27 protein-coding genes are annotated in these 24,055 nt (G+C 63.3%); 26 read left to right on the plus strand and 1 reads right to left on the minus strand.

Annotated elements, in window-relative coordinates; genetic code table 11:
- Positions 1-77 precede the first annotated feature (77 nt).
- From AC1DN0_RS15660 to AC1DN0_RS15785, 26 genes are all read left to right on the plus strand, one after another.
- Complete coding sequence (locus AC1DN0_RS15660; RefSeq protein WP_477110989.1) at positions 78-533, plus strand: terminase; 456 nt, start codon at positions 78-80, stop codon at positions 531-533.
- A complete protein-coding gene (locus AC1DN0_RS15665) occupies positions 533-1,807 on the plus strand; it encodes a terminase large subunit domain-containing protein (protein WP_477110988.1) in 1,275 nt (424 codons plus the stop codon). Before AC1DN0_RS15660 ends, AC1DN0_RS15665 begins: the two co-directional genes overlap by 1 nt.
- A 56-nt stretch (positions 1,808-1,863) precedes the next feature.
- On the plus strand, positions 1,864-3,192 hold the full coding sequence (locus AC1DN0_RS15670) for a DUF4055 domain-containing protein (RefSeq protein ID WP_477110987.1): 1,329 nt from the start codon (positions 1,864-1,866) through the stop codon (positions 3,190-3,192).
- Positions 3,193-3,195: 3 nt separating this feature from the next.
- The gene (locus tag AC1DN0_RS15675) at positions 3,196-4,260 is read left to right on the plus strand and encodes a hypothetical protein (protein ID WP_477110986.1); all 1,065 of its coding nucleotides are present in this window, start codon (positions 3,196-3,198) and stop codon (positions 4,258-4,260) included.
- Between the two features lie 31 nt (positions 4,261-4,291).
- Positions 4,292-5,197, plus strand: coding sequence for a DUF4238 domain-containing protein (locus AC1DN0_RS15680; protein WP_477110985.1), 906 nt, complete (start codon positions 4,292-4,294; stop codon positions 5,195-5,197).
- Positions 5,198-5,334: 137 nt separating this feature from the next.
- Positions 5,335-6,117 carry a DUF6651 domain-containing protein gene (locus AC1DN0_RS15685; RefSeq protein WP_477110984.1) on the plus strand — a complete coding sequence of 261 codons (783 nt, stop codon included), beginning with the start codon at positions 5,335-5,337 and terminating at the stop codon, positions 6,115-6,117.
- A gap of 59 nt (positions 6,118-6,176) precedes the next feature.
- A complete protein-coding gene (locus AC1DN0_RS15690; protein ID WP_477110983.1) occupies positions 6,177-7,499 on the plus strand; it encodes a major capsid protein in 1,323 nt (440 codons plus the stop codon).
- Positions 7,500-7,547: 48 nt separating this feature from the next.
- Positions 7,548-7,976, plus strand: a complete 429-nt coding sequence (locus AC1DN0_RS15695) for a hypothetical protein (protein WP_477110982.1) — start codon at positions 7,548-7,550, stop codon at positions 7,974-7,976.
- The gene (locus AC1DN0_RS15700) at positions 7,973-8,221 is read left to right on the plus strand and encodes a spike base protein, RCAP_Rcc01079 family (RefSeq protein WP_477145833.1); all 249 of its coding nucleotides are present in this window, start codon (positions 7,973-7,975) and stop codon (positions 8,219-8,221) included. The genes AC1DN0_RS15695 and AC1DN0_RS15700 overlap by 4 nt, the downstream gene beginning before the upstream one ends.
- Before the next feature lie 30 nt (positions 8,222-8,251).
- The gene (locus tag AC1DN0_RS15705) at positions 8,252-8,746 is read left to right on the plus strand and encodes a DnaT-like ssDNA-binding protein (protein WP_477110980.1); all 495 of its coding nucleotides are present in this window, start codon (positions 8,252-8,254) and stop codon (positions 8,744-8,746) included.
- 1 nt (position 8,747) lies between these two features.
- Positions 8,748-9,122 carry a hypothetical protein gene (locus tag AC1DN0_RS15710; protein ID WP_477110979.1) on the plus strand — a complete coding sequence of 125 codons (375 nt, stop codon included), beginning with the start codon at positions 8,748-8,750 and terminating at the stop codon, positions 9,120-9,122.
- Between the two features lie 49 nt (positions 9,123-9,171).
- Positions 9,172-9,858 (plus strand): hypothetical protein, encoded by a 687-nt coding sequence (locus AC1DN0_RS15715; protein WP_477110978.1) that lies wholly within the window; start codon positions 9,172-9,174, stop codon positions 9,856-9,858.
- A 24-nt stretch (positions 9,859-9,882) separates the two neighbouring features.
- A complete protein-coding gene (locus tag AC1DN0_RS15720; RefSeq protein WP_477110977.1) occupies positions 9,883-10,290 on the plus strand; it encodes an HK97 gp10 family phage protein in 408 nt (135 codons plus the stop codon).
- An 11-nt stretch (positions 10,291-10,301) separates the two neighbouring features.
- Positions 10,302-10,748, plus strand: a complete 447-nt coding sequence (locus tag AC1DN0_RS15725; protein ID WP_477145834.1) for a phage tail terminator-like protein — start codon at positions 10,302-10,304, stop codon at positions 10,746-10,748.
- A 60-nt stretch (positions 10,749-10,808) separates the two neighbouring features.
- On the plus strand, positions 10,809-12,035 hold the full coding sequence (locus AC1DN0_RS15730) for a phage tail tube protein (protein ID WP_477145835.1): 1,227 nt from the start codon (positions 10,809-10,811) through the stop codon (positions 12,033-12,035).
- A gap of 88 nt (positions 12,036-12,123) precedes the next feature.
- A complete protein-coding gene (locus tag AC1DN0_RS15735) occupies positions 12,124-12,540 on the plus strand; it encodes a hypothetical protein (RefSeq protein WP_477110974.1) in 417 nt (138 codons plus the stop codon).
- 50 nt (positions 12,541-12,590) lie between these two features.
- Positions 12,591-12,887: a phage tail assembly chaperone gene (locus tag AC1DN0_RS15740; protein ID WP_477110973.1), complete on the plus strand. Its 297-nt coding sequence runs from the start codon at positions 12,591-12,593 to the stop codon at positions 12,885-12,887.
- A gap of 3 nt (positions 12,888-12,890) precedes the next feature.
- Positions 12,891-15,797: a phage tail tape measure protein gene (locus AC1DN0_RS15745; protein ID WP_477110972.1), complete on the plus strand. Its 2,907-nt coding sequence runs from the start codon at positions 12,891-12,893 to the stop codon at positions 15,795-15,797.
- Between the two features lie 2 nt (positions 15,798-15,799).
- The gene (locus AC1DN0_RS15750) at positions 15,800-16,456 is read left to right on the plus strand and encodes a hypothetical protein (RefSeq protein WP_477110971.1); all 657 of its coding nucleotides are present in this window, start codon (positions 15,800-15,802) and stop codon (positions 16,454-16,456) included.
- A complete protein-coding gene (locus AC1DN0_RS15755) occupies positions 16,453-17,004 on the plus strand; it encodes a hypothetical protein (protein WP_477145836.1) in 552 nt (183 codons plus the stop codon). The genes AC1DN0_RS15750 and AC1DN0_RS15755 overlap by 4 nt, the downstream gene beginning before the upstream one ends.
- Entirely contained in the window at positions 17,004-17,405 is a 402-nt protein-coding gene (locus tag AC1DN0_RS15760; protein WP_477110969.1) for a DUF6950 family protein, read from the plus strand. Before AC1DN0_RS15755 ends, AC1DN0_RS15760 begins: the two co-directional genes overlap by 1 nt.
- Before the next feature lies 1 nt (position 17,406).
- On the plus strand, positions 17,407-20,565 hold the full coding sequence (locus AC1DN0_RS15765) for a phage tail protein (protein ID WP_477110968.1): 3,159 nt from the start codon (positions 17,407-17,409) through the stop codon (positions 20,563-20,565).
- A gap of 15 nt (positions 20,566-20,580) precedes the next feature.
- Positions 20,581-21,219: a phage tail protein gene (locus tag AC1DN0_RS15770; protein ID WP_477110967.1), complete on the plus strand. Its 639-nt coding sequence runs from the start codon at positions 20,581-20,583 to the stop codon at positions 21,217-21,219.
- Positions 21,220-21,227: 8 nt separating this feature from the next.
- Positions 21,228-21,836, plus strand: a complete 609-nt coding sequence (locus tag AC1DN0_RS15775; RefSeq protein ID WP_477110966.1) for a tail fiber assembly protein — start codon at positions 21,228-21,230, stop codon at positions 21,834-21,836.
- Positions 21,837-22,044: 208 nt separating this feature from the next.
- Entirely contained in the window at positions 22,045-23,172 is a 1,128-nt protein-coding gene (locus AC1DN0_RS15780; protein ID WP_477110965.1) for a phage head spike fiber domain-containing protein, read from the plus strand.
- A 1-nt stretch (position 23,173) separates the two neighbouring features.
- Positions 23,174-23,503: a hypothetical protein gene (locus tag AC1DN0_RS15785; RefSeq protein ID WP_477110964.1), complete on the plus strand. Its 330-nt coding sequence runs from the start codon at positions 23,174-23,176 to the stop codon at positions 23,501-23,503.
- A 16-nt stretch (positions 23,504-23,519) separates the two neighbouring features.
- On the opposite strand, the gene AC1DN0_RS15790 is transcribed toward AC1DN0_RS15785, so the two are convergent.
- Positions 23,520-24,014, minus strand: coding sequence for a lecithin retinol acyltransferase family protein (locus tag AC1DN0_RS15790; RefSeq protein WP_477110963.1), 495 nt, complete (start codon positions 24,012-24,014; stop codon positions 23,520-23,522).
- Positions 24,015-24,055 lie beyond the last annotated feature (41 nt).

Here is a 24,055-nt window from a genome sequence, read left to right on the forward strand (position 1 = left end):
ATTGTGGTGGCGCCAAGTGGGCAGCGTCTGCCCTCCATCGGTGGGGCGGCGGCCGGCTGCCCTCTGAGACGAAACGTATGGCACGGCCATCCAAATACAAACCGGAGTTCGCCGAGCAGGCGGGCCGGCTGGCAAAGCTCGGTACCACGAACGAGGAATTGGCCAAGTTCTTCCAGGTGGGGGAGACCACTCTGGACCGGTGGATCGCCACGAACGAAGAGTTTCGGGGTGCCATACAAAGCGGGCGGCTGCTGGCCGACGCTACCGTGGCTGATCGGCTGTACCAGCGCGCCATCGGCTACGAGCACGACGACATCGACATCCGGGTGGTCGGCGGCAAGCTCCGCAAGACCAAGATCCGGAAGTACTACCCGCCGGACACCGCGGCCGCGTTCATCTGGCTGAAGAATCGCCAGCCGGCCAAGTGGCGGGACAAGACCGATCCGAAGGACGGTGATGACGTGCCCCCGCCGGTATCGGTGACGGTCAACGTGCTTGATGCCAGCCGCCCCGAGCCAGAAGACGACGCCTGATGCCATCCCTCAACGTGCCCCAGGCGCAATTCCTCGCGCTGCCGCACAAGTTCAAGGCGTTCGTGGCGGGCTTCGGCTCCGGGAAGACGTGGGTGGGCGGCGCTGGCCTCTGCCGGCATGCCTGGGAGTTCCCGCGCATCAATGCTGGCTACTTCGCCCCGACATATGGCCAGATCCGGGACATCTTCTTTCCTACGATCGAGGAAGTCGCCTACGACTGGGGGCTGGTGGCCCGGGTGAACGCTTCCAACAAGGAAGTGCACCTGTACAGCGGGCGCCGGTACCGCACGACGATCATCTGCAGGTCGATGGACGACCCGGGCAAGATCGTGGGCTTCAAGATCGGCAAGGGCCTGGTCGACGAGCTGGACGTGATGCGCAAGACCGAGGCGCAGACGGCCTGGCGCAAGATCATCGCGCGGATGCGCCAGGTTGCGCCCGGCCTGCTGAACGGCATCGACGTGACAACGACGCCCGAGGGCTTTAAGTTCGTCTACGAGCAATTCGTGAAGGCGGTGCGGGAGAAGCCCGAGCTGGCCAGCCTCTATGGCCTGGTGCAAGCCAGCACCTACCAGAACGCGGCTAACCTGCCGCCGGACTATATCGATTCGCTGCGTGCCAGCTACCCGGCGCAGCTGATCTCGGCCTACCTGCGTGGGAAGTTCGTCAACCTGACGTCCGGCAGCGTGTACGCAGCCTTCGACCGGGTGAAGAACCACACCGACGACGCGATGCGGGAGGGCGAGCCCCTGCACGTGGGCATGGACTTCAACGTGCTCAAGATGGCCGCGGTGATCTACGTGGTGCGCGATGGCACGCCGCGCGCCGTGGGTGAGCTGACCGACGTGCGCGACACGCCGGAGATGGCGCGGCTGCTGAAGGAACGCTACAAGGACAAGGGGCACCCGGTCGTGGTCTACCCGGACGCCAGTGGCAAGAACACCAGCAGCAAGAGCGCCAGCGAGTCGGACCTGTCGATCCTGAAGGGCGCCGGGTTCCAATTGCAGGTCAACCCAAGCAACCCGGCCGTGAAGGACCGCATCAACGCTGTCAACGGTCTGGTCCTGAACGACAAGGGCGAGCGCCGGCTGCTGGTGAACACCCATTTGTGCCCGGTTTATACCGAGGCGCTCGAGCAACAGCCCTACGACAAGAACGGCGAGCCGGACAAGTCGACCGGCCATGACCACGTCAACGATGCCGGCGGCTACCCGCTGGTCAAGCTGTGGCCGATCGTGAAGCGCACCGCGAAGGTGACGTCGCTGCGCGCATAACCACCCTCTGAACTATGGCAAACGACGTACGCAAAGCCTCCGCCGCTGTGACGGCAATGAGCGCGCCCCTGCCGCTCATTCGCTCGCTGCTCGGCGGTACCGCGGCCATGCGCGCGGCCGGGGAGCGCTACCTGCCCCGGTGGCCGAACGAGGAGGAGAAGAGTTACAAGGCGCGCCTGGAGGTTGCCACGCTGTTCCCGGCCTTCCGCCGCACGGTCGAGGTGCTGGCAGGCAAGCCGTTCTCGAAGCCGCTCACGCTGGGCGACGACGTGCCTACACGGCTGAATGGCTGGACCGAGGACATCGATCTGCAGGGCCGGAACCTGCACAGCTTTGCCGCCAGTCTCTGCGAGGACGCTCTGGCGGCGGGCTTCTGCGGGATTCTCGTGGATTACCCGCCGACCTCCGGCCTGCGCACGCAAGCGGACGAGAACGCCGCCGGTGTCCGCCCGTACTTCGTCCACATCAAGCTGGATGACCTGCTGGGCTGGCGCTACAAGCGCATCAACGGCGTGGCCACCCTCACGCAGTTGCGCATTCTGGAGTGCGTGACCGAGGACGATGGCGACTTCGGCGAGCGCGAAATCCAGCAGGTTCGCGTGTTGACGCCGGGGGCGTGGGCGCTCTACCGGAAGGTGCAGGACAAGGATGAGTGGGTTCTGCACGACGATGGCGCCACCACGCTGCCTGTCATCCCCTTCGTGCCGGTCTACGGCCAGCGCGCGGGGTTCATGCTTGGCACGCCGCCGCTGCTCGACCTGGCGCACATGAACGTCGAGCACTGGCAGTCGAAGAGCGACCAGCAGACCATCCTGCACGTCGCCCGGGTGCCGATCCTGTTCACCAAAATGCTGGGCGACGAGGTCGAGATCACAGTTGGGGCCAACTCGGCGGTGAAGGCGCAGGACCAGCATGCCGACATGAAATTCGTCGAGCACTCTGGCCAGGCGATCGAGGCAGGCCGGAAGTCGCTGCTGGACCTGGAAGACCAGATGCGCCAGGCCGGTGCCGAGCTCCTGGTGATCAAGCCCGGCAACGTGACCGAGGTCCAAACCGTCGCCGATAACGAGCAGGGCGCATGCGCGCTCCAGCGCATTGCCAGCGACCTGGAAGACGCCATCGACGCTGCGCTGCAGCTGATGGCCGACTGGGTGAGCGAGAAGGAAGGCGGCCACGTCACCATTTACAAGGACTTCGGCGCGGCCACGCTGGCCGAGGCCTCCGCCGAGCTGCTGCAGAAGATGAACATGGCCGGCACTCTTTCGGACGAGACGCTGTTCGAAGAGATGCAGCGCCGCGGCATTATCCGGCCCGACCTGACGTGGGGCGACGAGTCGACGCGCATCGGCACGCCCCAGCCCGGCAAGGCCCCGGTATCGGCATAACCCATGGCAAACCTGTCCGAAATGCTCGCCGCGCTTGCCGTCGAGCGCCAGTTGGACCTGAATCGGCTGATCGGTCACCAGTCGAACCTGGTCCTGTCGGTGATGGAAAGCCTGCTGGCCGACGTCGAGGCCAGAATTGGCACCAAGCCGCTGACCGACTACCAGAAAGCGCGCCTGAACCAGCTTCTTTCTGACGTGCGCGGCCTGGTGGTTGACCGTTACGAGTCGATGCAGGGTGACCTATTCAGCGATCTGAAGGATTTGGGCCAGCAGGAGTCCAAATGGGTGCTGTCGAGCACGAATAGCACGGTCGGTGTCGATCTGATGCGCGCGCTGGCGCCGTCCGCCACGCTCAAGGCGCTGGTGGACACCGGGTTGTTCCAGGGCGCGCCGCTGGGCGACTGGCTGGACCGGCAGGCGGGCGATACCGCCTTTCGCTTTGCCAACCAGATCCGCCTGGGCGTGGCCGCCGGCGAGACGAACAACCAGATCGTGCAGCGCATTGGTGGCTCGACGCGCAAAGGCCTGACTGGCGTGATCGAGACCAGCCGCCGCAACGCCGACGCGCTGGTGCGCACTGCGGTGCAGACCGTCAGCGCTCGCGCGCGGGACATCACCTGGTCGGAGAACGCCGACATCGTGAAGGGCAAGCAGCAGGTCAGCACGCTGGACGGCCGCACGTCGGATGTGTGCATCGCGTATGCCGGTGCCGCGTGGGACCTGAAGGGCAAGCCTATCAACGGCACGCATTTGCCCTACAACGGCGGCGTGCCCCGCCACTGGATGTGCCGGAGCACCGAGATACCGATCCTGAAGACCTTTCGGGAGCTTGGCCTCAACGCGGACGAGTTCACGCCGACCACGCGCGCCAGCATGGACGGGCAGGTGGCGGCGGATCTGTCCTTCGGCGACTTCCTAGCCAGTAAGGGCAAGGCGTTTCAGGACCAGGCGCTGGGCAAGGGCAGGGCGGACCTGTGGCGCGACGGCAAGATCACGCTGCCGCAGTTGCTGGACCAGCGCGGGAACCCGCTGACCCTTGACGAGCTGAGATCGAAATATGCGAGATAATCGGCACATTCCTTATCTCGCGAGATAGTCAATGGGCGACCCGATACGGCACCACTATGTGCCGCGCTTTTACCTTGCACGATTCTGCGCATCTGGCACGAACACCCTTCACCTCTTCGACAGGGAGCGCAGTCACTTTCGTTATCAGCGTCCAGAAGAGGTGGCCCACAGGCGGAACTATTATGCGTTCACCGATGAAGGGGGAAAGCTTGATTTGCGCGTCGAGCATTACTTGTCGGAAGTGGAGTCCTTGGCAAAGTTAGCCATTGAGAAGATTGATCGCGCAGAAGGTATTGAGGGCGAGGAGGCGATGAATCTTGCGGCCTTCATCGGCCTGCAATCGACTAGAACGCCCACTTTCGAAGCAAAACGGGACGCGATGCATACCGCGATCAGCGACGCCATACTGGAAAAAGCTTTCCAAGGCAATCGAGAGGAGTTTGCGAGATACCTGCAGCATGCAGACCCAGAAAAAGTCCTTGATCATTCCACCGGGTATCCGATACCGGATAAACGAAGGGCGTTGGCCGACATCGTGCCTTTCGCTAGGGAGTTTGCTGAGCACCTGGTCACAATGGACTGGTATTTCCTCCGGGCGAGGCCGAAGAAGTCGTTCGTAACTTCCGATCACCCTCTGGTGGTGTTACCTCCTGCGGGTTGGGATGCCCATGGTGTGCGAGGTTATGGATTCAAAACAGCAGGAGTGTCAATTGTCATGCCTCTATCAGCGCAGACGTGCTTGCTTGCGCAGGGGCGCGGCGACAGGATTTCTTTCACGGAGGCTGAGGATGCGTGGATTCGGGACATCAACTTGCGTTTAGCGGAAAGCTGTAACACCTTGCTGATTGCTCGGGATAGTGCGCTCTTGCACAGCTTGGTGAAAGAGACTGGCATCAATGAGAAAAAGTGGGACCACGGATTTCAGATGGGCGTGTAGATAGCTCGGCGAAATCTCTTAACGTAAAGCTACCCCCGGTTCTTGAACCGGGTTTTTTTTGCCTGCGCGGCGGATGCCAGCGGGCGCATCGCGGCGGATGCCGCTCAGCAATCAGGGCGGATGCCCAGGAAACCACCATGCCATTCAAGTACGACGCCGACGGCAACATCATTATCCAGGAAGTCAACGGCCAGAAGCTCCCCGTGTTCGTCAATGCCGAGGGCAAGGAAGCGCCCTTCGACGGGGACAGCACGGTAGCGACCATCTCCCGCCTCAATTTCGAGGCAATGAATCACCGGGAGCGTGCGGAAAAGGCCGAAGGCAGCCTGAAGGCCTTCGAAGGCATCACCGACCCAGCAGCGGCCCTCAAGGCGCTGAACACGGTGAAGAACCTGGACGACAAGAAGCTGGTGGATGCCGGCGAAGTCGAAAAGGTGAAGGCCGAGGCAATCAAGTCGGTCGAGGAAAAGTACGCCCCCATCGCGAAGAAGGCCGGCGATCTTGAGGCGCAGTTGAACACCCACCTCGTCGGTGGTGCGTTCTCGCGTTCCAAGTTCATCGCCGAGAAGTTTGCCGCCGAGGGCCCGGCCGGCGTGGAGATCGCGCAAGCGCTCTTCGCAAACCGGTTCAAGGTCGAGGAAGGCAAGGTCGTGGCCTACGACGCGCAGGGCGGCAAGATCTATTCGCGCACGCGGCACGGCGAACTGGCCGATGCCGAGGAAGCGATCGAGATCATGGTCGACACCTATCCGCACAAGACTCACATCCTGAAAGGGTCCGGTGCATCCGGAGGTGGTTCGCAGGGCGGCAATGGCGGTGGCGGTGGCAAGAAGACGATCACGCGTGCTCAGTTCTCGCAGCTCGATCCTGCTGCTCAGGCGGCAACGGCTCGGGACGCGAACACCGTAATCACGGACTAGCAGTATCCCAAGCAACCTCTGGCCGCTGATTGCGGCCTTTTTCATTTGAGGCATCCAACATGCGAAACACCTTCTCCAAACTGCGCTTCCTGGCGCTCGCTACGGTGGCATCGGTCGCCGCGGCGTACCCGATGGCCACCGTAGCTGCCGTCGCGGCGCGCCTGTACGACATGCTCAACGAGGCGGTGACCCGACCGACTCCGCGCGGCATGGTCGCTGGCGCGAACACGCTGACCGGCCTGATCCCGACGCTCTACAATGCGCTGGATGTCATCTCCCGTGAGCTGGTGGGCTTCATCCCCGCCGTCAGCTCGGATATGACATTCGCGCGGGCCGCTGTAGGCCAGACCGTCATGTCGCCGGTTGTGCCGGCCGCAACGGCCACCGACATCACGCCTGCCGTGACGCCGCCCAACGATGGGGACCAGAACATCGGCAACGTTCCGATGACGATCACCAAGGCGCGTCGCACGCCGATTCGCTGGAACGGCGAGGAGAAGCTCGGCATCGACAACAACGGCGCCAGCTACAACGTGATCCTGTCGAACCAGTTCCAGCAAGGCATGCGCACGCTGGTGAACGAGGTGGAAGCCGATCTTGCGGCACTGCACGTGTTCGCGTCGCGGGCTTACGGCACGGCCGGCACCGCGCCGTTCGGTACTGCGAACGATCTGACCGACACCGCCGGCGCGCTGCGCATCCTGGAAGAGAACGGCGCACAAGGCCTGGACTTTCAGTTGGTGCTGGGCACCGCAGCCATGTTCAACCTGCGCGGCAAGCAATCGGGCCTGTTCAAGGTCAACGAGGCTGGCCGCGAGGACATGCTGCGCAACGGCATCACTGACCGCCTGCAGAACCTGGCCTTGCGCCAGTCCGCTGGCGTGAAGCGTCCGGCGTCTGGCACTGCCGTGGGCTCGACGACCAACAACGCTGGCTATGCTGTTGGCGCCACGGTGATCACGCTGGCTGCCGCTGGCACCGGCACGATCCTGGCCGGCGACGTGGTGTCGTTTGCGGGTGACGCCAACAAGTACGTGGTGGCGTCGGGTGACACCGATGTGTCCAACGGCGGCACGATCACGCTCCAGGCTCCCGGCTTGCAGCAGGCGATCCCTGGGTCGGCCACGGCGATTACGGTTGCCGCGATCAGCAATCGCAACATGTTCTTCGCGCGTTCGGCCATTTCGCTGGCTACCCGCGCGCCCGCACTGCCGCCGCAGGGCGATTCGGCGGTGGATCGCATGATCATCACCGACGCGCTGACCGGGCTGTCGTTCGAGGTCTCGATGTACGCCCAATACCGCCAGATGCAGTATGAAGTTGCGCTGGCCTGGGGCTGCGCCGCGGTCAAGAAGGAACACATCGGCCTGCTGCTGGGCTAATCAAGCGGTGCCGGGGCTTCGGCCCTGGCCCAGCAACCGGAGAAGAGCATGAAGACCATCAATGTGAAGCCCTGGTCCGAGGATCAAGGTGCCTTCGTCGTCATCAATGAGGCCGATTTCGATCCCAAGGTGCACAAGCTGTACGACCCGGAAGGTGACGCCGCGCGTGAGCGTGAAGCCGAAGCACAGCGCCAGGCCGAAATTGCAAAGGCTGCCGAGGAAGCGGAGCGCCTGAAGAAGCTGGAAGCCCAACGCGCGGCCGATTTGGCGGCGCAGCAAGCTGCTGAAGCCGCCGAGGCCCAGCGTTTGCGCAAAGAAGCAGAAGCCAAGGTAACTGCGGGGCAGGGCGGCACGCCGGACGTCGCCAGCATGACCAATGACCAACTGCGCGCCGAGCTGGATGCACGCGGCATCAAGTACCCGGCCGCTGCCAACAAGGCTGAGCTGCAGGCGCTGCTTGTCGGTGACGCGAAATGACGTTCAAGGACGCAAGCAGCCCGGCGGTGAAGGCCGCCGCCGTGACCCCCAACGACAGCGTTGTTTTCGATCCGCCGACGAAGTCGCTTTACGTGGGCGTCGGCGGTGACCTGATGGTGCTGCTGGCCGATGACACCGTGCCTGTCTTGTTCCAGGCGGTGCAGGGCGGCCTTCCGTATCCCCTCATGGTCAAGAAGGTGATGCTCTCGGGCACGACGRCAACCGGCATCGTTGCGCTCTACTAAGCGCGCGACGCATCAACCAGACGGTAATCCATGGCTATCGATACCACCCCGGGCAGCCCGACGGCCGACAGCTACGTCTCGGTGGCCGAGGCCGATGCCTATCACGCGAAACGCGGAAACACGGCCTGGGCTGCCGCAGATGTGCCCGGAAAAGAGGGGCCGCTCGTGCGTGCCACCGGCTATGTCGATGCCGAGTACGGGTGGAAGGGCATCCGCGCCACTTCCACCCAAGCGCTGGGCTGGCCGCGTTACAACGTCGAGGTCGACGGCTACCCAGTGCCGACCACTGTCATCCCGCAGAAGGTCAAGGACGCCGTCTGCGAGCTGGCGCTGAAGGCGCTGGCCGGCGATATCGCACCGGACGTGCTGCCGGACGTCGTGACCGAGACAACCGTCGGTCCCATCACCAAGAAGTACGCACCGACCAAGCAGAACGGCGGCCAGAAGCGCTACGCCTACGTGGATTCGTTGCTGGGCGCGCTGGTTTCCGGTGGCAGCGGCATGATCAAGCTGACGCGGGGCTGAGATGAGCGCCTTCTACGACGATATGGCGGCCACCGCCGACGAGCTGCTGCGCGAATACGGTAAGCCGCTGGTCCTGCGCCGCGTGACGCCTGGTGCCTACGATCCCAGCAGTGGCGCGGCAGCCGAGACAACCGTCGATTTCCCCGGCACCGGCACGATGTTCGACTTCGCGCTGCAGTCGGCCGGCCAGGCCTTCGCCGGTGCGACGATGATCGAGACCGGCGACAAGCAGTGCTACCTGTCGCCGGTGGGCGCGCCTCTGCCGATGGCCGGTGACTTGGTGGTCGACGGCGCTGACGCGTGGCAGGTCAAGAACGTCAAGGCCGTGAACCCGGCGGGGACGCCGGTGCTGTACGAACTGCACTTGCGTAGGTAGGTAGTTCAGGGTCCATTACTATGTAGCCGACGAGCTAACGGGAGCTGATATGGAATGGGCAGCAGTGCTGGATACAGCAAAGAACGTCGCAGCGCTGAGTGCGGCGGTGATGGCGGTAGTTGGCATTGGGACATGGCGGCGTGACTTCAGCGGGAAGCGGAATATCGAATTGGCAGAGGAAACGCTTGTGCTGTTCTATCGGGCGCGAGATGCAGTTCGGGCCATGAGAAGTCCCGGAGCCTTCGAGCACGAGTTCGATCATGTGGTCCAAAAGGATGGCGAATCGCTCATCGTCTTTCAGGCTCGCAAGACAATCGCGCCGTTATTGAAGCGTCATGAGCACTATTCGGAACTGTTCGCATCTCTTCAAGCTACCCGCTATCGCTACATGGCGAGGTTTGGCAACGACGCCGGAGCGCCCTTTGAAGAATTGCGGCTCCTAGTGATAAATGTGTTGTTGACTGCTCGCCATTACGTGATGATGTCAGGGCAATATGATCCTAACGAGAAATCCCCGGCCAGCGAGCGACAAAGGGAGCGCCTCAACGAAGCCGAGAGCATCTTCTGGGAGATGGGTAACGACGATGAGATCAACCGGAAATTGGCGCGGATAGTGGAAACAGTGGAGTCGCAGTGCCGAGGAATTATTGAGTCACAGTTCCATCCGCGGGCATGGTATCGACGGTGGGTGAAGCCGCTCATATCGCGGCGAGCGGAAAAGTCGGTCGGGAACTGAGACAAGAAAGTGCGGAAGAACTGAATGGCCACGAACGATGATTTCCGGCGCAAGTTTGCCGCCTTCGTCGAGCGCGCGAAGGGCAATCAGGAACAGGTCGTGCGCAAGGTCGCGCTTGATCTCATGCGCAGCCTCATCCTAAAGAGCCCCGTCGACACCGGCCGCTTCCGTGGCAATTGGCAGGTGCAGTACACCCTGCAGCCGCGCACCCTGGGCGTCGTCGACCGTGCCGGAACGACAACGATTGCCACAGCCACCCAGGACCTGTCGTACCTGCGGCTGGGTGAGACGATCTACCTGGTCAATCACCTGCCCTACGCCGTGCCGTTTGAATACGGCCATTCCAAGCAGGCGCCGGTCGGCATGGTGCGCCTCACGGTGACCGAGTTCGACCAGTTCCTGACCCGCGCAGTGGGAGACCTGAAGCAATGAGCAATGCACTGGTGAGAAGGGCCCTGGAGACGCGGCTGAACGCCATGGCGTCGGGCCTGGCCACCGCGTGGCAGAACGCGAGCTTCACCCCAGCGGCGGGTGTGCCCTACCAACAGGTGCACCTGATGTTCGCCCCGCCGGAGAACCCCGCCTACGGCACCTACTACCGCGAGGTCGGCGTCTTCCAGGTGTCGCTGATGTATCCCCAGGGCACTGGCCCGGCCGCCGCCGATGCGCGTGCCCAGGCCATTCGGGACTGGTTCGCGCGGGGCACGACGATTCATGCCTTTCCGGCGGGCCCATCCGTGGTGCTCGACTTCCTGACGCAGACTTACCAGGTCGACCCGGGCATCGACGTCATCATCCAGCGCACGCCTGCCATAGCTGACGGCTACCCCGACGGCGACCGATGGCGCGTGCCGATTAGCATCCCATTCTTCGCCAGCGTCAACGCCTGACGCCGGCCAGCAACATCAACGCCTCGCCTTGCGCGGGGCTTTTCTTTTTGGAGCAAGAAAATGCCCAACGCAAAAGGGTTGTTCAAGCAGCTGCGCTACAAGCTGCAAACCGGGCAGGGGGTAGCGGCCGGCGCGTCTGGCGGCCAGATCCTGCGGCGCGTCACTTCCGACATCTCGCTGAACAAGGACACCTACCAGTCCAACGAGATTCGGTCGGACCAGCAGATCGCGGACTATCGCCACGGTGTGCGCCGCGTCGCCGGCACGATCAACGGGGAAATCTCCCCCGGGACCTATGCCGACATCTTCGCGGCCATCCTGCGCCGAGACTTTGCCGCGGTATCGCCCATTGCGGGCGCCAGTATCACCGTCGCCCTGGGCGCGGTACTGGGCACGATCCAGACTTTCACCGTCACGCGCGCCGCAGGCTCGTACCTGACCGATGGGATCAAGGCGGGCGACGTGGTGCGGCTGACCGCCGGCGGCTTCAATGCCGCCAACCTGAACAAGAACCTGTTGGTGCTGTCGCTGACCGCGCTGGCGCTGACGGTGATCCCGCTGAATGGTGTGGCGCTGGTCGCGGAAGGGCCGATTGCCACCGCCACGGTGTCGGTTCCGGGCAAGAAGACCTTCGTGCCCACCTCCGGCCACACCGATAAGTACATCACCTTCGAGCATTGGTTCTCTGACATCGCGCAATCCGAGCGCTTCACGGACTGCAAGCTCGGGCAGATGGACATCAACCTGCCGGCCACCGGCATGGCCACGCTGGCCGCCCAGATTCAGGGCCTGGACATGGTGTCGGGCACGTCCGCTTACTTCACCGCGCCCGCGGTCGAAACGACGTCCGRCATCGTGGCCGCCGTCAACGGCGTGCTGCTGGCGGCTGGTGCGCCGGTTGGCCTGGTGACCGGAATGAGTGCCTCAATCAACGCGAACCTGACTGGTGATCCGGTCGTCGGCCAGAACACGCTGCCCGACCTGTTTCCCGGTCGGGTCGTCGTCACCGGGCAGTTCACGGCGTACTTCCAGGACGCTGTGCTGCGCGATGCTTTCGTGAACGAGGCTGAAATCGGCATCGGCGCGGCGCTCACCACCAGCGGTGCGGCGGCGGCGGACTTCCTTGCCCTGACCAYGGCGCGCGTGAAGCTGGGCAGCGCTGGCAAGGACGACGGCGAGAAGGGGCTGATCCAGACCTTCAGCTACCAGGCGCTGCTGAACGTGAACGGCGGCGCCGGCACGGCAAACGAGAAAACCACGATTTCTGTGCAGGACTCGCTCGCATAAGACGAGCCCCCACGGGACAGCGCTCCCACCCTAGGGATCTTCGCGGGCCGGCAACGATGTCGGCCCGCATCTTTTTGGAGCAAGGCATATGGAACAGAACAAGGCAGCGCCGACGCGCTCGATCGCATCCCTCAACCTGGTGAAAGCCAGCGAGACGGGCTTTGAATTCGAAGTCAAGGACTCGTCCGGCGTTGGCCTGGGCGTCTTCATCAGTGTGCGGGGCGAGCATTCCGACACGGTCAAGGCGGTCAACCGTAAGCGGCTCAACGAGCGCCGCGAGCGCGCCTATGTTGCCGCGAAGAAGGGCGAGAACCTCTTGCCCGACTCGATCGAGGACGAAGAGGCAATGGCCATCGAGGGCGCGGTGCTGCGCACGATCGGCTGGCGCGGCCTGGACGAAACCTTCTCTCCGGACAACGCGCGGCTGCTCTACACCGTCAACCCGGAGGTTCGCGCGCAGGTCTACACGGCTGCCGCTGAGTCGGGAAATTTTTTGAAGGTCTGACGGCCGAGATTGTCGAGTATGCAGAGCATCAGGCGGCGCTGGATGAGCGCATGCCTGATGGCTCGACCGTCAGGCAGAACCTCGAATCAGTCGCGCGGCAGACCGGGCGCCGGCCGGACGGGCTGGATGGTCCCGAGCTACCGCCAGCCGGGTACCAGCTCTGGGAATGGTTCATGGAGCTGAACGCCACTCGGCAGGCCGGAATGGGCCTGTCCCCCATCACGTACCCAGATATTCAGGCGTTCTTCACTATGATCGGCGAGGAGCCGGCGCGCTGGCAGATCAGCGCTATCCGCCGACTCGACTTGGTGGTGCTGGCCGCCGCAAGCAAACGCAACAAGGTGTAAGAGATGGATATTGCCTCGCTCGGCATTGCGATGGATACCTCCGGGCTGAAGCGGGGGGAAGATGCGCTCAATCGCGCCACGCAGTCTGCGGGGCGCACAGCCGATGCCATGGACAAGGTCGGCGCCAGTGGCGGCAAGGCATCCGAAGGCATCGGCAGTACTGGCTCTGCCGCCGACGGTGCGCGAGCCTCGTTGGAGCGTTACGACCAGTCGGCGCGCCAGGCGAGCCAGTCGATGGACGATCTGGGCAAGCAGTCCCGGTCCTTCACCGACTCGTTCAAGGACTTCGCGATTGGCGCAACCGCGGTGAACGCCGTCACGCAGTCGGTGCGTGGGCTGTTGGACGGCCTCATGGAGATCCCGGAGGGGGTCTACGATTCGATTCGGTCCATGGCTGAGCTCCAGGCTCAGGTGGACAAGATCACCGTTGGCCTGAAGTTCTCCAACGGTGGCGACGCCAGCGCCGGCGCGCGCGACCTGTCATTCCTGCGCGACGAGGCCAACCGGCTCGGCCTGGACCTCACCGTCGCGGCGAATTCATTCGTGAAGCTCTCGGCAGCTGCGCGCGAGACCACGCTGGAAGGGAAGGGCGCGCGCGACATCTTCCTGGCGATCAGCGAGGCGTCCGCGGTGATGCACCTGTCGGCAGCCGAGTCCGAAGGGGCGCTGCTGGCCATCAGCCAGATGATCAGCAAGGGCACGGTGCAGTCCGAAGAGCTGCGCGGCCAGCTTGGCGAGCGCCTGCCGGGCGCATTCCAGACCGCCGCGCGGGCCATGGGCGTGACCACGGCCGAACTGAGCAAGATGCTCGAGCAAGGCGAGGTGATCTCGTCGGACTTCCTGCCGAAGTTCGCGGCCCAGCTGCGCAAGGAACTGGCCGGCTCAGTCGAGGAGGCCGCCAACAGCACACAGGCCGCGCTCGGCCGCATCGACAGCGCCTGGACGGACCTGAAACGCACGGTTGCAGATTCCGGGCTTGGCCAGGCCGCCGCCGGGCAGTTGAGCATCCTGACGGACGCCATGAACGATGTGGCGGGGTCGATCCGGCGCGCCAAGTCGGAAGGGGCTGGCTTTTGGGGGCAGCTCGGTGCGGGTGCCGGCGCGGCGGGCCGGTTCCTCAATCCGGTCAATGCGTTCGGGTATGACCCCCAGTCCTTGAAGGGCATGCAGCAGCAGCGGGACCAGTTGTCCGCGGAACTGAAAGACCCGAGCCTGGACGTGTTCCAGCGCGGGCAGAAAGCCTACAACCTGCAGCAGCTGCAAAAGCGGATGGCCGAGGCCGAAGCGGTTGCGGCGCAGCAGAAGGTCGTCAACACGCCGAACCTGTCCGACGTGATGGGCCTGGGCATGGATCAGCGCAAGCGCGACGAGGCCGAGGCGCGCGCACGGAAGTTCCTGACCGATGGCAAGAACCTCACGAAGGCTGAGAACCGCGACAAGGACCTGAAGGAGATCGACGACGGCTTCAAGGCCGCCACCGCGGGCATCGAGAAGGGCAGCGACCTTTACAACAAGGCGCTGGGGGTGGTCGCCGCGCGCAAGCAGGAAGTTTGGGACAAGTTCAACAAGGCCGGTGCGGCTGGCGCCAGCAAGGCGGCCGCCTATCAGCAGAACGTCATGGGCGGGGAGATCGCCCAGTTGGAGGGCATGGCCAAGCAGCGCGAAGCTATCCTGAAGGGCGAGTTGCTGGACTTGGAGACCCAGCGCAACCAAGGCCTGTTGTCCGAGCGCGAGTACATCGAAAAGAGCTTCGACGCCAAGCAGCGCGGGCTGATCGACGAGCAGGTGATCGCCGAGATGCAGGCCGACGTGGCGGCTGGCCGCAAGCAGATCGCCGAACGCGAGCGCTACGCAGCCAAGATCCAGGAGATCGAGGAAAAGCTCGGCAACAGCGAAAAGGAGCGCGCCAAGGCGTTGAGCGAGGTCTACAAGAAGCTGGACGACGCTCGCCAGGAGGTGATGCTCAACGTCGGCGCCTATACGGCTTCTCGTGACAGGGAGGCTGGCCGTGAGCTTGGCAGCCTGGGCATGGGCGACAACGCCAGGGAACTGAACCAGATCCTTGCCCGCACGGAAGACGAGTTCCGGCGCCAGCGCGAGATCCTGACTAAACGTGCTTCGAAGTCCGGCTTGCTGGACACCCAGCAGTACAAGGACTCGTTGGCGGAGCTGGACGCCGCCATGCAGGCGCAGCTCGATCGCGAGCGCGGGTATTTCCAGCAGCGCCTGGATATGCAGGCTGACTGGACTATCGGCGCGTCGCGTGCGTGGGAGAACTACCGGGATTCGGCGGCCAACGTCGCCGGCCAGGTCGAGAGCTTGTTCTCGCGGGCATTCTCGTCGATGGAAGACGCGCTGGTGAGCTTCGCCATGACCGGGAAGCTGAATTTCAGCGACTTCGCCAAATCGGTGATCTCGGACCTGATCCGGATCCAGGCGCGCGCCGCGGTGTCCGGATTGGCGCAAATGGGGGTGAGTCTCGTGGGTAGTCTGTTTTCAGGTGTTGGCGCGGGTGCGCCCGATGCTGCCGGTGGCGCATGGGGTGGGTTCAACCTTGGCGGAGCCGGCTATTCGCCGACGGTGGACACCTCGGGAGCCTCGGGCATCTTCGCGACCCGGGCTGGCGGCGGCGACGTGCAGGCGGGCTTGCCGTATCTAGTCGGCGAGCAGGGCCCGGAGGTCGTCGTACCTACATCTTCCGGAAATGTCGTTCCTAATCATGTGCTTGCAAATCAGGGTGTGCAGCAGCCGGTGGCGCCGGTGATCGAGTTCCACAACACCTACAACATCGACAGCCGTACGGACCGAGCCGACGTGATCGCTGCCATCCAGCAGAGCCAGCAGCAGACGAAGGCCCAGATCCTGGACAGCATCAATCGTGGCGGCACGTTCTCGCCGAAACGTGGGTAACCATGCCAACATTGACCTTCCCGACGGACATCCTGCCGTCCAGCGCCATGTTTGGCCTGCAGTCCAACACGGAGAGCTTCACCTCCCCGCTGAACCGGGCCACGCAGACCGTGGAGCGGCCGGGCGCGCTGTGGAAGGCGCGCCTGACCTTCACTACCATGAGCCTGCAGCAGCAGCGACGCCTGAAGGCGTTGCTGTCTGCGCTGAACGGCATGGCCGGTCGGATCTACCTTTGGCCGCACGACGCGCCCATCGCCGATATCGCGGCCGTGCCGGTGGATGCGACGATGGTGCTCGACTTCCTCAATCAGAGCTATCAGGGGGTTGGCAACCCGGTCGTGAATGGCACGATCACCGACTTCAAGGTGCTCCCGACGAAGTACTGGCCGGCGAGCACGCTGGTGCTGCGCGCGGGCGAGTACATCGAGGCCGGCGGTGAGCTGAAGATGGTGACGGCTGATGTGACCAGCGACGCCGCGGGGCTGGCGTCGATTCCGGTCGCGCCGCCATTCCGTGTGGCGCCGGCTAACCTGGCCGTCGTCACGCTGGACAAGCCGAAGGCATTCATGCGGCTGGCCAGCGACGTCTGGGAGTTCGTCAGCACGCCGGCTTGGCGGCATGAGGCATTTTCCGTTGACTTCATCGAGGTGCCCCTATGACGCGCGCGCTCGATGGCGGGACAGTCGCCGCGGTCACTGGCGGGCACGTTCCGTATCTGTTCTTCGTGCAGCTCGACTTCTCCCAGCCGCTGAGGGTGTGCAGCGCTGGCTACAACATCGATTGGAATGGCTCGACGTGGCTTGGCATCGGCGCGCTGGGGAACATTGAGCCGATTCAGGAGCAGGCAAGCCTGGAGGCCACAGGGGTGCGCTTGACGCTGTCCGGCGTGCCGTCCGAGTACGTGGCAATAATGCTGGCCGAGCAGTACCAGGGCAGGCCATGCCAGATCTGGTTCGCACCGCTGCGTGAGGACCTGCAGGTGGCGGTGCAGCCCAGCCGCCTGTTCTCCGGGCGTATGGACGTACCAAGCATCGAAGTGGGCGACACCGCCACTATCACCGTCTCTGYGGAGTCGCGCATGGTCACATGGGATCGAGCAAAGGTGCGTCGCTACAACAACGAGGACCAGCAGAGTCGATACCCGGGCGACCGGGGCTTCGAGTTCACGCCTCAGATGGTGGAGAAAACTTTGCAGTGGGGGAGATAGTGCAGAGATTAGAGGACTGGCCAACGCGCCTTGCAGAGTTCATCGAAGCCCGCCGCGAGCGGGCTTTTTCATGGGGTGAGAGCGACTGCTGCCTTTTCGTCTGCGATGCGATCGAGGCGATGACGGGCTCGGATCCGGGCGTGCGCTGGCGCGGTCTCTACACGACGGAGAAGGGTGCTCGCCGCGTGCTGCGTGACAACGGCGGCGTGGACGGCATTGCGACGATGGTGCTGGGCCCGGCGATGCCGCCTGCGCTCGCTGGGCGAGGCGATGTGTCGCTGATTGATACGCCGAGCGGCGAAGCGCTCGCGCTTTGCCTGGGGGGGCTGATAGCAGCTCAATGCCAGGCTGGCCTCGAGTTCATCCCGATGACTGCGGCGAAAGCCGCATGGAAAGTGTGATATGCCCGTCGCGATTATTCCTGCGATTGCCGCCGCCCTAGAGATTGCCGCCGGTACGCTTGCCTACTACGCGCTATCCGCTGTCGTTACGCTGGCCTTCACAGCTATCACCGGTGCCCTGATGGGCGCAATTTTCAAGCCGCGCACAAACAACAGCTTCAGCGCCGAGGCCCAAGGCCGCACACAGGTAGTCCGCTCCAACGTCCAGCCACGCAACATGATCTATGGCCGGGCAATGACGTCCGGCCCGCTCGTGTTCGCGGCCAGCACCAACGGAAGCGACAAGGCCAACCAGTTCATGCACCTGGTGATCGCGCTGGCCGACCACGAGTGCGATGCCATCGAGGAGGTGTATCTCGGCGAGGACGCTGTTGGCGGTCTGGACGGGTTCGGCTACGCAACAGGCGGCAAGTTCAGTAAGTCTTGGGGGGAATCGAGAACCAAGGGCTTCCCCGTTGATCCTCATGCGACATCGATGACGGTGTCAGTCGGGGAGGCAGTCCGCAGCATATCGTCGGTCGTGGTTGGGGTATCGAATGGGGAGTACGAGAACCAGTACACGGTCAATGACGTGTCGTGGAGCCAGGGCAGCGACGTCGTGACCGTGCGCGGTCTACCGGACGGTGCAACGGGTATCTCGATCACATTTGAGGCGCTGCGATCGAGGGCCTATGTCCGGATCAAGAAGCATCTCGGTGCGACCAATCAGGATGCCGATAGCGACCTGGTGAACGAGGTGCCCGGTTGGACCTATCACCATCGCCTTCTTGGGGTCTGCTACCTCTATGTGCGGCTGGAGTATGACGCCGACATGTTCCCCAATGGTTTGCCGAACATTAAGGCCGTAGTGCGCGGCAAGCGCGTGCTGGACCCGCGGGATGGCACGGTGTCCTGGTCGAATAACTGGGCGTTATGCGTCTACGACTACTTGCGGGACGAGCGTGGCTTTGGCTGCACGGATGCAGACATCGATGTGGCATCGGTGATCACCGCAGTTGGCGTCAGCAACGAGAGCGTGGCGGTCGCCGGCGGGTACCAGTTACGGTACCGCTGCGATGGCATTGTGATGAGCGACAAGTCTCCGCGCGACAACCTGACCGAGATGACGACGGCGGGCGCTGGCGCGGTGGTGATTTCCGGCGGGGTGTTCCGTGTGTTCGCTGGCGCATACGACATCCCGACGGTCACGCTGACGGAATCGGACCTGCGCGGCTCGATCAAGGTGCAGCCGCGCATCTCGCGCAAGGACCTCTTCAATCGGGTCAAGGGAACCTTCGTGGACCCGTCGAAATACTGGCAGCCGGGCGACTTCCCGGCTGTGGGCAATTCGTTGTATTCGGCGCAAGACGGCGAGGTGATCGATCGCGACATCGAGCTGCCATACACCACCGACAGCGTCGCGGCCCAGCGGCTGGCGAAGATCATCCTGGAGCGATCTCGTCAGGGGATCGTGGTCGAGTTCCCGGCCAAGTTGACAGCCTTCCAGCTCACGGCCTACAGCACAGTCAAGCTGACGCTCGCGAAGTTCGGCTGGGCCAACAAGGTCTTCCGGGTGATGTCCTGGAAGATGAGCGCCGACGGCGGCATCGACCTGGTGCTGAACGAGGAAGCTGCGGCAGTCTATGACTGGAACATGGGTAACGCCACGACGGTCGACCCAGCGCCGGATACCAACCTGCCGAACCCGTTTCTCGTGGAGAACCTCGGTCAGATCCGCATGGATTCGGGCGAGGAACAGTTGATCGTCAGCCAGAGCGGTGTGGTGACGTCGCGCATCCTGGTGTCGTGGCCGGCTGTGCAGGAGGCGTCGCTGGCGCAGTCCGGCCGCATCGAGTTGCAGTACAAGCGCGCAGACCAAGCCGACTGGACGATGCTGGCCCCGCTGACGGCGGATACCACCAGTACTTACCTTTCGCCGGTCGAGGACGGCATGCCATACCAGGTGCGAGGCCGGCTGGTCTCGGCGATCGGCGTACGCAGCAAGGATTGGGCGTACTCGCCAGTGCATACGGTAGTCGGCAAGCTGGCACCGCCGGCGGATCTGACCGGCTTGTCGCTGACTGTGCTGAACGGTTTTGCCAATCTGACGTGGGACGTGGCGCCCAACCTGGACGTCCGCAACGGGGGGCAGGCGCGGATCCGGCACACCACGGACCTGGTGCAGACGAGTTGGGCCAGCGCGATCGACATTGGTGGCTACATCTCCGGCGCGGCGAACTCTGCGCAACTGCCCCTGCTGGAAGGGGTCTATCTCGCCAAGTGGATCGATTCCACCGGTCATGAGTCGCCGACAGCGGCTGCTGTGATCACCACCGCGCCGTCGCTGCTTGACTTGAACGTGGTGGCGACCATCGCGGAGCACCCGGCGTTCTCGGGGGCGAAGAGCGGGGTGGTATTCGACCCGGCGGCGAATGGCATCAAGTTGGTCGGGCTCGGGCTTATCGACGATCAGGGGCTGATTGACGCCAGCGGGCTGTGGGACACGCAACCCGTGATTGATGGGCTTGGCCTGATCGACGACGTAGTCGGAAACGGGGGGTGGGGGCTGATCGACTCGCTGGGGGGTATCGCGGACAGCGGCACCTATACGTTCGCGGGATCGCTGGATCTCGGTGTTGTCGAGAAATCCCGGCTTACGGCCACCATCGATTCGGTGTCCTTCGATACGGATGATCAGATCGACTCACGGCTGGACCTGATCGACACATGGGGATCCGTGGATGGGAATCGCATCAACGATACCGCGGTCTCGCTGTATGTGCGGACCACGTCCGACGACCCGGGCGGGTCGCCGATCTGGTCCGAGTGGCAGCGCTTCTCCATGGGCGACTACGAGGCCCGGGCGTTCCAGTGGAAAGTGATTCTGGAAAGCCAGTCGTCTACGCACAACGTGGCTGTCACAGGCCTGACGGTTGGCGTCGACATGCCGGACCGCATCGAGCATCAGCATGACGTGATTTCAGCAGCTGGGCCGCACGCGATCGTATTCAGCAAGCCGTTCCGGATCGTGCCGTCCCTTGGCATCACCGCGCAGAACGGCGTGCAGGGCGACTACTTCACCATCACCAGCAAGTCCGAAGCGGGCTTCACCGTCAACTTCTTCACTAGCGCGGGCACGCCAGTCTCCAGGCGGTTCGACTGGGATGCCAAAGCCTATTAACTCAGAGAGGTAAGCATGTCTCAACACGACCTGGTTCTCGACAACCAGACGGGGGCGCTTTTTCGCGCGGACCTGAACGCCGCACTGAAGGCGATTGCGGAAAACCAGTCCGGCTCCGTAGCGCCGACCACGACCTATGCGTATCAGTTCTGGGCTGACACGGGGGCGGGCCTGCTCCGGATGCGGAATGGTGCCAATACCGCATGGGTGACTATCGGGCTGCTGGGTGTGCCGAACTTTGGCCACATCCTGCCCGGCGCAATCTTTTATCACGGCAAGAGCGCGGCGCCATCGGGCTACCTGAAGTGCAATGGCGCGGCAGTCTCGCGCACGACGTATGCGGACTTGTATGCGGAGATCGGCACCACCTTCGGCGCTGGGGATGGATCGACGACGTTCAATCTTCCCGAGCTGCGGGGCGAGTTCCCGCGCGGTTGGGACGATAGCCGCGGCGTCGACTCCGCTCGGGTGTTCGGCAGTGCACAGGCGCAGGGTGAGCGCGCTCACTACCACACGATCCAATACGGCGTGTACGGGCTCGGGGCCGGTGGCTCGAACATCACCGTCGTGAACACGAACACGGACGGCGCCACGATTACCGGCGGAGAAACGCGACCCCGTAACGTCGCGCTGCTGGCCGTCATCAAATATTGAGGATCAGCATGGACATCCATAACTATCACCCGATTTCCGGCGAGTACCTTGGCGACGGGCAGGCCGACGAAAACCCGCTCAAGCCCGAGGATCCCATCGTGCCGGGCTACGCCACGCCCACCGCGCCGCCGGCCGCCGGCGCGCGCGGCGTCGCGCTGTACCTGGGCGCCGACCGGCGCCCACCGCAGAACTGGCCGGACGGAGCCTGGACGCTTGCGCCCGACTATCGGGCCGAGCCGCTCTTCCGCATCGCCGACGGATCGCCGTTCGTGCTGGGCGCCGAGTACTCCGGCCTGGGAGATCTGCCCGCGTTCCTGACCGACGAGCCGCGCCCGTCGTCAGCGCACAAGTGGGTCGACGAGGAATGGACGTTGGACGTGGCGCTGGAGACCGAGCAGCTCGCTGCTGCCGCGCGTGCGAAGCGTGATGCGTTGCTGGCTGAGGCCGACCGGCTGATCGCGCCGCTGATGGACGCGCAGGTGCTCGAAGAGATCACGGCCGAGGAACTGGTCCAGCTGAAGGCCATGAGCCAGTACCGCAAGGCGCTTCGCGCGGTCACCGCCCAAGCCGGCTTTCCCCGCACCATCAACTGGCCGGTGAAGCCGGTAGGCGCATGAGGCTCGGACTGGGACTTTCCGTCACAGGCCTCCGGCGCGGCAGATACGACGCTGACGACCTGTCAAAGGGAACGCTGCTGCTGGACTTCACGGCAACGAATGAGCCGACAGCGCAACTCGATTTCGCCGCCAACACGTACCGCGCATGGGTCGATGACCCGACGTGGCCATACGGAATCGTCGGCGTATTCAAAGGGAAGGCATAGCTATGCTGGTGAGCAAGAATTTTGGTGACATCGTCACCTTCGCGCGGGCGTCGGCCGGATGGAGTTATAGCACCGGCGGCGTGCTCGTGCAGGCGGCGGCCAACGTGCCGCGGCTGGACTATGATCCGATCACGCTGGCGGCGAGAGGGCTGCTGGTGGAGGAAGCGAGAACGAATCTATTTACCAACTCAGACGGCACTGTCGCTCAGTTGGGATTGTCGAGCGGTGTGTCGGATGCTGTTAGCCCTATCGCATCGTACTTCTCCAAATCCATCCAGTTTCCTGGAGCGCCCGGCGCTACCGCGTACGCGTACAAGACCGCGACCACCACGTCGTCAGTACAGTATTGCCTCTCCTACTTCGTGCTCATGGATGACGGCAACGGACCCGTGATCGGGACCACCAGTAATACCGGTGACTTCTCTATGGTCTGCAACGGGGTCATCGCGTCGTCTGGTGTCGTGTCGGTGAACTGTGGTGGTGGCATCTATCGAGTCTCCACGCCATACACCGTAGGTACTGGCGCGGGCATGAACTTCGGGGTCGCCAAGTACACAACCCAATCAGCGCGCGGCTTCCGCGTTACTGGCTACCAGTTGGAGGTGGGGGCCGCTGCGAGTAGCTACATCCAGACCACCGCGGCCCAGGCGACTCGCGCCGCCGACAACGCGACCATCACCGACCTGAGCAAGATCGCCTACAACCAGACTGAAGGCACGTTCATATCGAAGTTCATTGTTCCGCAGGCGGCGAGCACCGCGCAAGGCATTTTCAATGTGAACGATGGGACGATCGCGAACCGATTCATTGCCTACGTGCTCTCCGGTGGATTGCGCATCATGTCGGCAGTCAGCAACGTGCCATTGACTATTAATGCCGGGGCACTCCCTGCTTCCGGCTCTGCGGCGAAGATCGCCATGGCGTATAAGGCGAATGATTTCGCCGTCTCTGTCAACGGCGGGGCGGTTACGATGGGTTCGACACTTGGACTTGCATCAGGAATGTCCATGCTCCGACTCGGCGGGACAAACCATGCTGCAGGATCTGAGGCTTTTAACTCCTGTCTTCAACGTTTGGATTACATCCCGGTGCGCAAGACGAACGCCGAACTGCAAACTCTTTCCGCGTGAGGTGACTATGTTCCATGACTACTACCTGCGCGGCCCCGACCGCGACACCACGCGCGCGGCGCTGCTGGCCGCCGGCCTGACGGTCGAATACACCGAGGACGGCGAGCCGGTGCGTATGCCCGCCGAGGGCGTCAACCTCTCGACCATCGGCACGATCTACGAGGGCGGCACGTGGGATGCCGATGGCAACGTGATCACGCCGCCGACGGCCGTGCCCGGGTGGCACGTGAACTTGCGGCTGGAACGCCCGCTGACCGCCGGCGAGGCGGCAACACTGGGCAGCATTGTCGTCGCGCCGGAGCCGGGCACGCCGTATCGGGTGTGGGCGTAAGTTTTGGCGGACGCGATTATCGATAGATGCTTGGGACGTTCCAAACTCGCCAGTTGTCGACGCCCAGCCTCGTTTCACACTCGTGCTTTAGCATCCAGAGGAAATTGATTTGCCTATCCGGTTCTCCGCTGATGCATGAGGCGGCGAATTGGTGGCAGTTGTCGATGATGACGTTGTAATTACGAGTGCCGCCGATGCGTTTCTTAGCCCGCGCTGCGGTTTCGCGGCTACCAACGGGAGACTTCCCCCGGCAGCCAACGTATATGCTGAGTCCCGTTCCGCCAGCGATAAATTCCTTTGGCGATACAACCTCAATGGACCCCTTGCCGTTCAATTGGGCGATTTTTCCGTTGCCGATATAGACGCCGGAGTGTTCCATGTATCCAAGGAAAAGGTCGCAATAAACGATGCTTCCCAGTTCCGGCATGTCGACGGTATCTCTGATGTAGTTGTCGATAATGTGCTCGGCAACTTCAAATCTACGAAGGCCTTTCCATAAATACGAGATCATTTTCTAATTTTGTGGGGTGGTTGCATTGGATGCTACTTAAG

The sequence above is a fragment of the Cupriavidus sp. 05N39 genome (assembly GCF_056397325.1).